Source organism: Myxococcus guangdongensis, from assembly GCF_024198255.1.
GTDB classification, from domain to species: Bacteria; Myxococcota; Myxococcia; order Myxococcales; family Myxococcaceae; genus Myxococcus; species Myxococcus guangdongensis.
In genome coordinates this window covers 13,864-27,154 of record NZ_JAJVKW010000002.1, presented here as the reverse complement: position 1 = coordinate 27,154, position 13,291 = coordinate 13,864, and the positions used below count along the sequence as shown (strand labels likewise).

At 70.5% G+C, this 13,291-nt stretch carries 5 protein-coding genes and 4 tRNA genes; 1 reads left to right on the top strand and 8 read right to left on the bottom strand.

What is annotated here, in order from left to right; all coding sequences use genetic code 11:
- Positions 1 to 106 precede the first annotated feature (106 nt).
- Both LXT21_RS05025 and LXT21_RS05020 read right to left on the bottom strand, forming a co-directional pair.
- The gene (locus LXT21_RS05025; protein ID WP_254036950.1) at positions 107 to 3,025 is read right to left on the bottom strand and encodes a tetratricopeptide repeat protein; all 2,919 of its coding nucleotides are present in this window, start codon (positions 3,023 to 3,025) and stop codon (positions 107 to 109) included.
- An 846-nt stretch (positions 3,026 to 3,871) separates the two neighbouring features.
- Complete coding sequence (locus LXT21_RS05020) at positions 3,872 to 5,083, bottom strand: polysaccharide deacetylase family protein (protein ID WP_254036949.1); 1,212 nt, start codon at positions 5,081 to 5,083, stop codon at positions 3,872 to 3,874.
- 315 nt (positions 5,084 to 5,398) lie between these two features.
- Here LXT21_RS05020 and LXT21_RS05015 point away from each other — a divergent pair, with 315 nt between their 5' ends.
- Positions 5,399 to 9,085, top strand: a complete 3,687-nt coding sequence (locus LXT21_RS05015) for a CARDB domain-containing protein (RefSeq protein WP_254036948.1) — start codon at positions 5,399 to 5,401, stop codon at positions 9,083 to 9,085.
- A gap of 47 nt (positions 9,086 to 9,132) precedes the next feature.
- On the opposite strand, the gene LXT21_RS05010 is transcribed toward LXT21_RS05015, so the two are convergent.
- From LXT21_RS05010 to LXT21_RS04985, 6 genes are all read right to left on the bottom strand, one after another.
- Positions 9,133 to 11,952, bottom strand: coding sequence for an AAA family ATPase (locus LXT21_RS05010; RefSeq protein ID WP_254036947.1), 2,820 nt, complete (start codon positions 11,950 to 11,952; stop codon positions 9,133 to 9,135).
- A 239-nt stretch (positions 11,953 to 12,191) separates the two neighbouring features.
- Positions 12,192 to 12,276: transfer RNA gene (locus tag LXT21_RS05005), tRNA-Ser, on the bottom strand.
- Positions 12,277 to 12,285: 9 nt separating this feature from the next.
- Positions 12,286 to 12,371: transfer RNA gene (locus LXT21_RS05000), tRNA-Ser, on the bottom strand.
- Positions 12,372 to 12,536: 165 nt separating this feature from the next.
- Positions 12,537 to 13,079: an HNH endonuclease gene (locus LXT21_RS04995; protein ID WP_074949914.1), complete on the bottom strand. Its 543-nt coding sequence runs from the start codon at positions 13,077 to 13,079 to the stop codon at positions 12,537 to 12,539.
- Between the two features lie 20 nt (positions 13,080 to 13,099).
- Positions 13,100 to 13,173, bottom strand: a tRNA-Leu gene (locus tag LXT21_RS04990).
- A gap of 41 nt (positions 13,174 to 13,214) precedes the next feature.
- Positions 13,215 to 13,288 (bottom strand) — tRNA-Leu (locus LXT21_RS04985).
- Between the last annotated feature and the right edge of the window lie 3 nt (positions 13,289 to 13,291).

Sequence of the window (13,291 nt, the reverse complement as noted above, 5' to 3'; positions counted from 1 at the left end):
ACGCAACCCCCATCGCGTGCGGTGCCTGGGTGAAAAGGCTTGCATGGGGAGTATCGGGCGAGGCCCGCGCGAAGGTGCTTGAGATGGGTTTTCGAGTGTTGGCTTTTCAGGGGCGTGACACGGGGCCGGTGCTCATCCAGTCCCGGACGCGGCGGGCCTCGGGGGTCCAGAGGTCCGGCGCGGCCTCGTAGAAGCCCAGGGCCTGCTGGGCGAGCGAGCGCGCGCGGGAGGACTCGGTGGCGCCGAGCGCCCGGGCGAGGGCGAAGCGGGTGGCGGCGAGGTCCTCTGCGAGGCCCGGGGTGGTGGCCCGCAGGGAGAGGGCGCGCTCCAGCGTGGCGCGGGCCTCGCGGGCGCGTCCCAACGCGAGCTGCGCGAGGCCGAGCGTGGTCAGCGGCGCGGCCTGGTCGGGGTGTTCCTTCTGGAAGGCCTCGTAGGCGTTCACGCTGCTGCGGGCCAGCTCCACCGCATCGCGCGTACGCCCCTCGCTCAGGGCGAGCTGGGCCAGGAGGGCCCAATCGGAAGCGGTCTCCGGATGCGAGGCGCCGTGGGTCTTCAAGTCCAAGGCGAGGGCACGCTCCCGCAGCGGACGGGCCTCCGGGAAGCGCCCGAGTGATTCCAATGCGGTGGCAAGATTGTTGAGGGGATAGCTGAGCGTCGCGCTGTCGGGTCCCATGGCGCGCTCCTCCAGGGCGATGGCCTGGCGCAGGTAGGGCAGGGCCTCGTCGAAGCGGCGGCGGAGCGTCAGGTGGTAGCCGACGGCGTTGGCGGCCAGGGCCGTCTGCGGATGGTCGGGCCCCATCACGACCTGGGTGAGGTCGAGCACGCGGTGGAGCAGCTTCGCGGTGCGCTCCGTGTCGTCGGTGCGGGAGAGGGAGGCGGCTTGATTGCGCAGGGACTCGAGGGTGAGCAGGTGCTCGGGGCCGTGCACCTGTTCGCGCAGGGCGGCCGAGCGGCCGAAGGCCTCCGCGGCCTCGGCGTACTGGCCGCGGAGGAACGCGTTGCGCGCGAGGCTCGTGTGGAGCAGGGCCTCCAGCTCCGGGGCGCCGCCCGCGCGCTCGATGCTGGCTCGGGCCTGGGCGATGCCCCACTCCTCGAGCTCGGGAGAGCGCGAGAGGGTGGTGACCCAGCGGGCAGCGGCGCGCGCGGCGACCTCGTCATGTCGAGTGGCCTGCGCGAGGAGCAGGGCCTCCCGCAGCGCCTTCTGCGCGCGGGGCTCGTCTCCGAGCACCTGGGCCAGACGGCCTTCGAGCTCCAGGGTCTCCGCGAGCACGGGGCGGTAGCCGAGCGCGCGGGCCAGGGCGAGCAGCGCCTGGAGCTCCGTGTTGGCCTGCTCGTAGCGGCCCGCGTCCACCAGCGCGGTGGTGCGGTCCAGGCCGGCGCGGAGGCTCTCCACGCGTTGGCGTTGCTCGCTCGACTCCGGGAGGCCCAGACGAAGCGCGTCCACGTTCGCGCAGTCGTCGATGGAGGGCAGCCGTTGAGCGGCGTCCAGCGCGGTGGCGAAGGAGGCTTCGTCGGTCTGCGCGAGCACGCCCACCACGGCGCCGAGCGTCGAGCGTCGGCGCTCCAGGCAGGCCATGCGCAAGGACAGCACCGCGTCGGACTGGTGGCCGTGCACGCGCGTGGCCTCGCAGGCCTCCAGGTGCATGCGAGTCCAATCGTGGGCGAAGGCGTCCAGGCTCTGCGTCACGCGGGACAGCAGCTCGGGGGCCTGGGGTTTGTGGGTGGCGGAGAAGGCCTTGCTCACCGCGTCCTTGCGCGAGGCATCCCAGATGCCCGTCAGCCGCGCTCCGGCGTCGAGACACGGGGTGTGACGGCGATTGCCCACCCACCATGCGCTGCCGATGACGCCGTAGAGCACGAGCACTCCGGCGGCCATGATGCCGCGGCGTCGCCAGCGGACGGACGGGTCCTTGCCCAGCTCCGTGAGCAAGGCCTCCATGGAGGGATAGCGGGCCTCGGGGGTTGGCGCGAGTCCCCGGCTGAGGGCGCGCAGCAACCACGCGGGGACGCGGCTGCCGCGTGGAGGCGGGCGCACGTTGCCGGCGAGGGACTCGCGCAGGTAGACGCTGGCGCTCTTGCCTTCGAAAGGGAGCTGTCCGTAGAGGGCCTCGTAGAGCGAGGCGCAGAAGCTGAACTGGTCTCCGCGCGCGTCGGTGCGTCCGTCCTCGTGTTGCTCGGGCGGCATGTACGCGGGCGTGCCCATGACGAGGCCCGCTTCCGTGAGGGGGGACTCGAGGAGGTCTTCGCGTCGGAGGGCGAGTTGGGAGGGAGTGGTGGGGCGCCCTTCCTCGGCGGCGTCCTGGTCCGCGCTGTTGCGGGCCAGTCCGAAGTCCGTCACCTGGGCGCGGCCGTCGCGGCTGACGAGCACGTTGGCGGGCTTGAAGTCACGGTGGACGAGCCCCGCGGCGTGCGCGGCGGCGAGCCCCTTGCCGGCTTGTCGGAAGAGGTCGAGGACGTCGCGCCAGGAGTGGTCCGTGGCGCGCAGCCAGTGGCGCAGGGACACGCCGTCGACCAGCTCCATGGCGATGAAGACGCGTCCGGCGAAGGTGCCCGCGTCGTAGACGGAGACGACGTTGGGGTGGGAGAGGCGGGCCATGGCCTGGGCCTCTCGCAGCAGGCGCGCGGCCCCGTCGGCGCGGACCACGGTGTTGGCGCTCGGGTGCAGCAGCTTGATGGCGACGCGGCGGTGCAGGTCCGGGTCGTAGGCGTTGTAGACGACGCCCATGCCGCCCGAGCCCAGCTTGTCGAGGATGTGATAGCGGCCAACGAGTGTCCGCGAGGGCGCCTCGATGGACGGTGGCTCCGTCGATGAGCGGAACACGCGCTGGCTGTTGCCGGGGGGCGGCGCGACCTGCGTGCCCGCGCCGACAGGAGGGCGGGGCGGAGGAGCGACCTGTGTGCCTTCGCCGACGGGAGGCCGGGGCGGAGGCGCGACCTGCGTGCCTTCGCCGACGGGAGGCCGGGGTGGAGGAGCGACCTGTGTGCCTTCACCGACGGGAGGCCGGGGCGGAGGCGCGACCTGCATGCTTTCGCCGACAGGAGGCCGGGGTGGAGGAGCGACCTGGGTGCCTTCGCCGACGGGAGGCCGGGGCGGGGGAACGGAGATGCTCGTTCCAACCAGTGGCCGCGATGAGGGCGGGGGCACAGCGCTGCTTGCACCGACCAGGGGCCGCGACGGCGGCGGAGGAGCGGGAGGGTCTTCACCGCCCAGTGGCCGTGATGGATTGGCGGGTGGCGGCCCAGGGTTCGCGGGTGCCTTTGGCTGCAGTGCTGTCTGGCGCCCCGCCTCCGCGACCACCGGAAGCTCCAGCAGCGTCTTCGGGCCCTCCAGGCGCCGGGGCACCGGCGAAATCAGCGTCCCCGCGTCCGGCGCGGACTCCTCGGAGGGAGCGCTCAAACTCCTCACCTCCGAAACCGTGCTTCCCTTCCGCGCGGCGCGCAGTGGCTCCGTGGGTGGGTCGAAATCCCCCACCATTCCCTTCAACGCGGCATGCGGAAGGGCCAGCTCCGTGGCCTCCTCTTGCGGCGGCGTGACGCGGTGTGCCGCGCTGCCGGGCGGCGTCAGCCTGGCCAGGAGCGCCGCGCACGCACGGCATCCCTCCGCATGACGCCGCAGGCGTTGTGCCTCCACGACGGAGAGCACACCGCTGACCAATGCTTGCGCGGTCTTCTCGTCGAAGCAGGACACCCCTCGGATGTAACCCCACACGGTAGGTACATGAGAAGGGGGCCCGGGCGCGCGACTCCCCTGGGCCACGACAAGGTCCGGACCCACAGCCCATTCTCATCCGATGGGAGGCGCGTCTGTCCTTTCGACCCCACCCCCGGGATGCCGCGGCGCGGCGAGCCCTCCCCGCAGCGCCCCAGAGGCTCACCGGGGGATGAGAGCGATTGAGTCCAGGTACACCGCTGCCTGGTCTCCTCCTGAATCATCCTGGAAGTAGAGGTCCTGCAGCACGCCCGACGAAGCGCCCATCGCATCGAGAGAGAGCGTGACCTTGCGCCACTCGCCCGCGACCAGCGGCCCGCCCAGCGCCTCGTCCAACCGCTGACTCCCGAGCACGTCGGTGCCGTCATGCAGCACGGCGCGCACCCCCTGACCGCCCGTGGTTCCGCCATGGACCCACAGCTCGAGTGCCTGGTAGCCCGACAGGTCCACGCCCGAGTGGTGGAACATCAACCCCGCCCACGTGTCGGGCTCGAAGCGGATGGACGCCGAGCCCGAGTGGACCGTGGTCGTCTCGTCCAGCGAGTGCTCCGCCCAACTCCAATCCGCGAAGCCACCCTCCAACGCATCGCCATAGATGCTCATCGTCGAGGTCGTCTCCGGCCCGGTGCGACCCTCCATCAGGGCGAGCCCTTGCGACAGCGTCACAGGGAGCGCGCCCCGGGTGCGGATGTAGTCCAGGATGGTCGTGAAGTTCGACGTCTTGTATTGCGTGTCGCGGGTCGGAGTTCCGTCCACGAACTCGTGGAAGACGAGGATGAGCCAGCTCTTCTCCGCGATGGCCTGGTCAATCCAGCCGCGCACCGTGGCGACCGAGACGCCGCGCGCCACGTCGTTGCCACGCAGCTCGTACACGATGGTGTCACGGAAGTTCCGCCCCGCGTTCACCGTGCGGCTGCTGGAGTAGTACTGCCGGATGGAGGAGAGCACGGTGGCGTCATAGCGCCCGTAGGGGATGATGAAGTCGGGCACCGCGCTCCGGCCCAGCGTCCCCACCAGCCAGTCGCGGGAGTCGCGCAGCTCGGCGACGAGCTCGGTGGGCGACAGCGTGGTGAGGTCCGGATGCGTGAGGGTATGGCTGGCAATGCCATTGCCCTCGGCGATGAGCGTCTGGACTTGCGAGATGCTCATGTAGCCGCCCCAACCCTGGGCGAGCGCCTGGGTGATGATTCCATACGTCGCGGGAATCCCTCGCGCATTGAGCGCGGGCCGCGCCTTGTCGTACTGGGTGGCCCAGCCGTCATCCAGGGTGATGGTGACCATGCCCCGCTCGAAGGGCTCGGCCCCGAGTGCGGACGTCGTCACCAGCACCAGCAGCGCGGCAAATCCTCGCATCGCCTCGAAACCCTTCGCCATGGACAGCCCCCCGGGGCAGTTCGCCGCATGCGGCGCGAGGCGCGCGATAGCAGAGGACTTCCACACAGGGCAACCCGAGGCACCCGGCACGTTCTGCCGTGGATGCGCGCCGCGCATGCGGGGCCCTGAGGACTCGCTCTCCGTCACACGTATCGAGAAGTGAGGTTTCTCATCGAGGGAGTCCGTTCAGACTTCATGAAACGGCCGTGTTTCATCCGCACTTTCATGGGAGCGACCGCACCCTTAGTGCGCGTGCCTGGAGCCCGCGTCGAGGTTCGTCGACGTGCTCCGCATGTGACTTCAACGGGAGACTTCATGAAGAGGCCGGAGTGGAGCGTGACCGCCACGGGGTGGCTGGTCATGGGTATGTTCATCGGTGTGGGCACGGGCTGTTCGGGAGGCGAAGGGGTCTCGCGGGAGTCCGGAGTCGAAGCGGCATCCAGTCCGCTCCAGACGGGGCCGGACCTCGTCATCCGCGAGCTGCGGGTCCCCGCGAGTGTGAATCGGGGTCAGAACTTCAACGCCACGGTGACAGTGTGCAACCAGGGCACCGTGGCGGTCAGCGGTGTGCAGACCCGGTTCTACATGTCCGTGGATGACGTGCTGACCCCCAGCGGCCCCCAGGCGCCGCCGCCGGACCAACTGCGCGTGGGGGACCTCCCCCTGTCGCAGACGCTCACCCCGGGAGCCTGTGTGACGCGCGAGGTCTCGCTGTCCTCGTCGCTGCCTCCGTTGGCCCAGCAGGATGGCGCCTACTACGTTGGTGCCATCGTGGATGACCCGTCCTCCATCCAGGAGCTGCGGGAGGACAACAACAGCGCGGTCCAGCGCATCGGCGTGGGCAATCTCCCGGACCTGGTCATCGCGGAGCTTCGCGCGCCCGTCAGCGTGACGACGCAGCAGATGTTCGAGGTCCAGACGCGCGTGTGCAACCAGGGCACGACGGCCTCGCCCAACACGCGGATGAGCTTCATCCTCTCCGTGGACGATGTGTTGACGCCGTCGGGGCCCGGCGCGCCTCCGCAGGACCAGGTCGTGGTGGGCTCGCTGCAGCTCCCCTGGCTGGAGCCGGGGCAGTGCATTGCTCGCTTCTCGCAGGTCGGCGCGTGGCTGCCGCCGATGGGGAATGGCGAGGGACGGTATGTCCTGGGCGCCATCGTGGACGACCCGGCCTCCGTGCAGGAGCTGCGCGAGGACAACAACGCCCACACGAGCACCCTCATCGGCGTGGGCAACCGCGCGGACCTGGTGGTCCGTGAGCTGTCGGCCCCCGCGAGCTTCACGCCCGGGCAGGCCACCCCCGTCCGAGTGACGGTGTGCAACCAGGGCACGCAGTCCAGTGGCTGGGCGCGGCTCGGGTTGTACCTGTCATTGGATGACGTGCTGACGCCGATGACGCCTCCCGGGCCTGCGCCGTTGGACCAGGTGCAGGTGGGGATGAGCTCGTTTCCGTCGCTCGCGCCCGGCCAATGCCTGACGCGCGAGGAGAGCATCTGGCCCACGTTCCCGCCCGCGCCCACGGAGGCCACCGCGCTCTATCTGGGCGCCATCGTGGATGACGCGAGGGAGGTGCTGGAGCTGTGCGAGGACAACAACGCCTTCGTGAAGGGGCTGGTGGGCCTGGGACATCGTCCGGACCTCGTCGTCACGGACGTGCAGGTGCCGCCCTCGCTGTCCACGAGCCAGTCCTTCTTGGCGACGGTGACGGTGTGCAACCAGGGGACGCAGTCCAGCAACTCGGTGCGTGCGCAGCTCTACCTCTCCACGACGCCGACGTTGTCGCCCATGCCGTCGGGCCCCGCGCCCATGCCACCGAACCAGTCGCCCATGGGCGAGGTCCAGGTGTCGTCGCTGGTGCCGGGACAGTGTGCGACGCGCTCGCTGACGGGCTGGCCCATGGTGCCGCCGGGCGCCCAGGGTTCGGGCCCCTTCTATGTGGGCGCCGTCGTGGATGACATGAATCAGGTGCAAGAGCTGCGCGAGGACAACAACACCTTCGTGAAGGGTCTGGTGGGCGTGGGCAACGGGCCGGACCTGGTCATCACGTCGATGACCGCGCCGCCGAGCCTCGCCTCGGGACAGTCCTTCCAGGCGACGGTGACGGTGTGCAATCAGGGCACCCAGTCGAGCAACCCCGCTCGCGCGCAGGTCTACCTGTCGATGGACACGACGCTGACGCCCATGACGCCGTGGCCCGGCCCGTCGATGCCGCTGGACCAGACGCCGCAGGGAGAAATCTCCGTGCCCTCGCTGATCCCGGGCGCGTGTCTGGTGCGCGAAGGGACGATGCAGGGCGCCGTCACTCCGCCCGAGGGAACGGGCGATGGGGCGTACTACCTGGGCGCCATCGTGGACGACCCGGCCTCCGTGCAGGAGCTGCGCGAGGACAACAATGCCTTCATCCACGGCCGTGTGGGCGTGGGCCTCATGCCGGACCTGGTCGTCACGGCGCTGGGCTCGCCGGAGAACCTGTCGACCCAGGGGGCCTCCACCGTGACGGTGACGGTGTGCAACCAGGGCAAGCAGTCCAGCAACTCGACGCAGGCGCAGCTCTTCGTGTCCTCGGACGCGGTGCTCTCTCCCATGTCGTCCAGCCCCGGCCCCGCGCCCATGGACCAGGTCCCGGTGGGCTTTGTCTCCGTGCCGTCCCTCGGCGCGGGCCAGTGCACCACGCGCTCCATCCAGGTGTGGGCCTCCATTCCTCCGGACTCACAGGGTGACGGCGCGTTCTTCCTGGGCGCCATCATCGATGACCCTTCCTCCGTGCAGGAGCTGCGCGAGGACAACAACAGCTTCGTGAAGCGCGTGGGCGTCGGTCAGCGCGCGGACCTGGTCATCACCGGGATGACCGCGCCCCGGAGCGTGGGGGTGAGCCTGCCGCTCGCCTTGTCCGTGAATGTCTGCAATCGCGGCACCCAGTCGAGCCCGCCGTCCACCGCTCGTGTCTATCTGTCGATGGATGCCGTGCTGACGGCCACCGTGCCGTCCGTGCCTCCCGCCTTGGACCAGGCGATGCTCGGGAGCGTGGATGTCCCCGCGCTCGCCATCGGCCAGTGTCTCTCGCGCTCGCTCACTCCAAACGCCTGGCTGCCGCCGGAGGCGCAGGGAGACGGGGCCTACTACCTGGGCGCCATCATCGACGAGACGAACTCCGTGCCGGAGCTGCGCGAGGACAACAACATCTTCATCCACGGGCTCATCGGCGTGGGCAGCCGCTCCGACCTGGTCGTCACCGCGATGACGGCGCCGGCCAGCGCGCAGAATGGTCAGTCCCTGCCTATCACCGTGACGGTCTGCAACCACGGGACGATGCCCAGCCCCGCGTCGAGCATCCGCCTCTTGCTGTCGGTCGATGACCAGCTCTCCTCGTCGCCCCTGCCCTCGGAGGAACAGCAGCCGCTCGGCAACGTGGACGTGCCCGCTCTGGCCGTGAATCAGTGCCTGCAGCGCAGCACCACCGTGTCGGCGATTGTGCCGCCGGGCCTGCAGGGATGGGTCTTCCATCTGGGCGCCATCGTCGACGCCGCGTCACAGGTGCAAGAGCTGCGCGAGGACAACAACACCTTCGTTCACGGGCTCATCGGTATCGGCGCGCGGCCGGACCTCGTCGTGTCCTCCTTGACGGGGCCCGCGACGGCCATCTCTGGCAGCCGCATCTCCGCCACGGTGCGGGTGTGCAACCAGGGGACGACGGCGAGCACTTCGAGCTGGGTGTCGTTCGTGGTCTCGCTCGACACGAACCTCGCCCCGGAGCCGCCGGCGTCTCCCGGTAGCGCTCCTCCGCTGGACCAGATGCCCATGGGGGGCGCGAGCATCCCCAGCCTGGCCCCGGGTGTCTGCATCACGCAGTCGGTGCCCAACCTGCAGGTGAGCATGCCCCCGGATGCGCAAGGCGTGCCCGGTGCCCGGTTCCTCGGCGCCTACGTGGACTCGTTCCTGGCGCAGCAGGAGCTGCGCGAGGACAACAACACGCGCACCACTCCACTGACGGTGACGAACTAGCGTGACGGAGGAGGGGACGGGGCCGTCGAGCCCGTCCCCTCCGGCCTTCAGCTCCCCAGCGGAGGCTCGGTGGGGGCGCGTGAAATCCACGCGGCGATGAACACGTCCAGCTCGCCGCGCAGCACGTCCTTCACGCGCGGCGTGCCGGCGCCGGTGCGCGGGTCCTCCACCCGGGCGCTGCGCCCCAGGTAGTAGCGGCGCGCCTCGTCCGTGCTGCCACCCTGGCCCGCCACCACGCGCGCCGCGATGTCCTTGAGCTCCTCCAGCTCGCCCGCGCCGGTGAGCGTGAGCACGCGCCCGGTGGACTCGTCCTTCACCGTCACCTCGGTGCGCACGCGCTGGAGGTAGGCGCCCTCGTGGCTCTTCACCGGACGGCCCAGCACCTCCAAGAGCTCCAGCTCCTCCTCGGACAGCGCGCCGCCCCGGTGCACGCGGACATAGGCGCGCTGGCGCTTCTCGTCCTCCAGGCGCCGGTGCATGCCCGCCTCTCCCGCGAGGAAGCCGTACGCACCCGGGCCGGCGATGCGCACCACGACGCGCGAAGGCTCGTCTGCCTCGGCCACCGCCACCGCCTCGTAGCCCCGGCGCTGCGCCCACCCCAGGTACATGGTGGCCAGCTCCTGCACCCACACCGCCTGCGTCTCCGCCGAGTCGCTCGCGCAGATGTCCACCAGCGCCTCGGTGTCCTGCTGCGAGGCCCCCGAGGCATGCAGCGCCTCGGCCATCTGCATCTCGCGCGCGACCTCTTCCACCTGCCTCGCCGCGGAGCCCAGCTGCACCTCGTTCTTCGCCTCTCGCACCAGCCGGCGGGCGAACAGACACGCCGCCTCCAGTCGCTCCATCTCGTTGAGGTGGGCTTCCACCAGACGGAAGGCGCGGATGACGTCCGCCGCGTGCGTGGGGTCGTCCCAGAGGTTGGGCGCCTGTGTCTCCGTGAGCAGGGACGTCCTGCGCTCCTCCAGCTCCGGTCGTCCGGAGGACGCCGCCAGCGCGCGCGCCTTGCCCACCAGCCGGTCCATCTCCACCAGCAGCGACTTGCGGTCCAGGCGACGCTTCACCGGAGCCGCGCGCGCGGACGGCAAGAGCAACTGCGCGGTGGGCGACGGCGGCGGAGCGGCGGGCTCGGCCACGGCCACCACGCGGTCCCCCGCGCGCGCCTCCACGCGCACCGGCGTGCCCGGGGGCAGCGGCTTGCGAGCAATCTCCACCGCGAGCGCCGCGGTGAGCGTCTTCTCGATTTCGCGCTGCAGGTAGCGTGCGCCGAACTGCGGCGAGTACCCGCGCTCGACGAGGATGTCGACCACCTCGGGCGTCACCTCCACGTCCAGCGAGCGCGCGCGGATGCCCTCGCGCTCCAGCACGCGGCCCACTTCGCGCTGGGCAATCTTGCGGATGTCCACCTTGGACAGCGGCTGGAAGTGACAGATGGCGTCGAAGCGGTTGAGGAACTCCGGACGGAAGGACTCGCCGATGCGCCGGTCCACCTCCGTCACCATCTCCTCCGCGCGCCGAGTGCCCGCGAAGCCCATGGCGGGCTCCCGGTACACCTCCGCGCCCACGTTGGACGTGGCGACGATGAGCGTGTTGTTGCACGACACCACCTCGCCCGCGCCGTTGACGAACGTGCCCTCATCGAAGAGCTGGAGGTAGCGGTCATGCACGCTGCGCGCGGCCTTCTCGAACTCGTCGAGCAGCAGCACGGAGAACACCTTGCCGTCGAGCAGCGCCGTCAGCTCGCCGCGGCGGGTCTCCAGCGCCGGCGCCCAGGACGCGCCGAAGGGCACGCTCTCGTCGCCGTCGTTCGGGTAGTCCGCCATGTTCAGGCGCACCAGTCTGTCCGCCGAGCCGAAGAGGTACTCCGCCAGCAGCTTCGCCAGCTGCGTCTTGCCCACGCCCGTGGGGCCCGCGAACAGGAACACGCCCAGCGGCCGGCGCGGGTCGTTCAATCCGGCCTTGAGCAGCGCCACCGAGCGCAGCACCGCCGCCACCGCGTCCGTCTGTCCCAGGAGCCGCTCGCCGAAGAAGCGCTCGGTCTCCTCCAGGTCCAACGGCATCGCGTCGTCCACCACGAAGCGTGGCAGGCGCGTGGCGGCGCAGAAGCGCGTGAGCACGTCCTCGGGACCCACGTGGTCCTTGGCCGCGCCCGCGGCCTCCGCCGCCGTCTCCTTGAGCAGCTCGATGGCCTTGCGCGGCATGCGCTGCGCGAGCAGGAACTTGGCTGAAAGTCGCAGCGCCAGGTCACACGCCGCCGGGTCGATGGGCAGCCTCAGCTCACGCTCGAGCTCCTCCGCCACCCGGCCCAGCACCCAGCGCGCCTTCTCCAGCGGAGGCTCGTGCAGGGGCAGCAGGTGGAGCCGCTCGGCCAGCGCCTCGTCGGAGCGCAGCAGCTCCTGGACGCGCTTGGGCTCGGTCTCGAAGATGAACCGCATGCCGCTGGTGCGCAGCGCCCGCACGGCGACGGGCGCCAGGGGGCCACCCAGCGCCGCGGGCAGATCACGGATATAGACGATGGGGCAGGCCTGCCGGGCGAGCCGGGCCAGCAGCTCCTCGAAGCTCTCCGCCGCCTGTCGTTGGGTGGAGCGCGCGAGGATGTTGGCGATGGACACCTCCACCAGCCGGGCCTGCACCAGCTCCGCGTCCACGCGGCCCTCGGCGATGCGGCGGGCCACCTCCTGCACGAGCGCGCTCTTGCCCACGCCGGGGTCTCCGGCCAGCAGGGGATGCTTGCCACCGCGCGTCAGCAACGCGAGGACCTCCGTCACCGCGGCGTCCACGCCATGGGCGGCCGGCAGCCGGCCCTCGCGGGCCAACGCGGTCAGGTCCCGGTCGATGAGTCGCTCCTGGTCCTCGGTCTTCCTCGTCGCCATGTCTCGTCAACCGCCCCCTCGCCGGAGCACGCACTCTAACCGCTGAACCGTCGAGGTGAGCGCGCAATCCCGGCCAGGGGCCGGCAACAGGCCCGCCTGTGCGAGCGGAGCCCGGACCCAGGGTGGGCGGGTGTGGCAGCGGAAGTCGGAGGACTCGAACCCCAAGCCGGAAGGCCGGCTCGCACCCGGTAGCAGCGGGGCCTGGCGCCATCGCCAGTCCAACTTCCAAAGAGACAGACCGGAGCAGGGTGGAGTCGAACCACGAGCCCCGAAGGGCCCTCCCGATTTCCAGCCGGGCGGCCGGCCACCCGGCCTGCATGCTCCAAGAGACAGCGGAAGACAGGGGACTCGAACCCCGAGCGCGTCATGCACCCGCACCGTTTTCGAAACGGGCCGCCAGCCTCTGGCGTCGGTCTTCCAGGAAAATGTGCCGGCAGCGGCGCTCCCGCCTGCCGGCGCGCGGGGAGCTTCCTCCGGGCGGGAGGTCCACCTCTGGCGGACCTCCTCATCCCCCGTCACCCGCGCGGGCGGAGACGAAGGGGACGGAAGCCCGCCTCTGGCGGACCTCCTTCACTCGGGGGAGCTCAGGACTCCAGCTCGCCATGCCAGTACGCCACGTCCCTGAGGAACTTGGCCCACGACATGGGCATGCCCTTGTCGAAGACGAACGACAGGTGCAGGGTGTCCGGCAACTTCTTGGGCTTCACCGGGGCGCAGCGCAGCGCCATCTTCGCGTGCTCCGGCGTCCGGTTGCCCTTCTTCTGGTTGCAGGGCACGCAGGCGATGACGACGTTGTCCCAGGTGGTGCGGCCACCCTGGGCGCGGGGCACCACGTGGTCATACGTGGCCTCCGCGCGCGACACCTTCAGGCCGCAGTACTGGCAGCGGCAGTGGTCTCGCACGTAGACGTTCTCCCGGCTGAACTTCACGCCCTTGGGCCCCTTGCGAAGGCCGCGGAAGAACCGGATGACGGACGGCATGCGAATCTCCACCGTCACCGAGCGCACGAAGCGGTCCTCGTACTCCTCGACCACCTCGACCTTGCCCTGGAAGATGAGCATGACGGCGCGCTGCCAGGGAATCCGCGCGACGGGCTCGAAGGACTGACTGAGTACCAGCGTCTCCATGACGCAACGCCTTTCGTTTGTATCCGCGGCGAGAGTCGAACTCGCACTGGGCCGGGTTTGAGCCGGCGGCCTCTCCCGTTTGGGCTACGCGGACGGACTTCGGGAGTTCCTGCTGACCTGCGACGACGACAACAATGCCGGCGGCGGGAGTCGAACCCGCAACCTCCAGGTTCTCGACCTGGCACCTCTACCTATTGGGCTACACCGGCAGG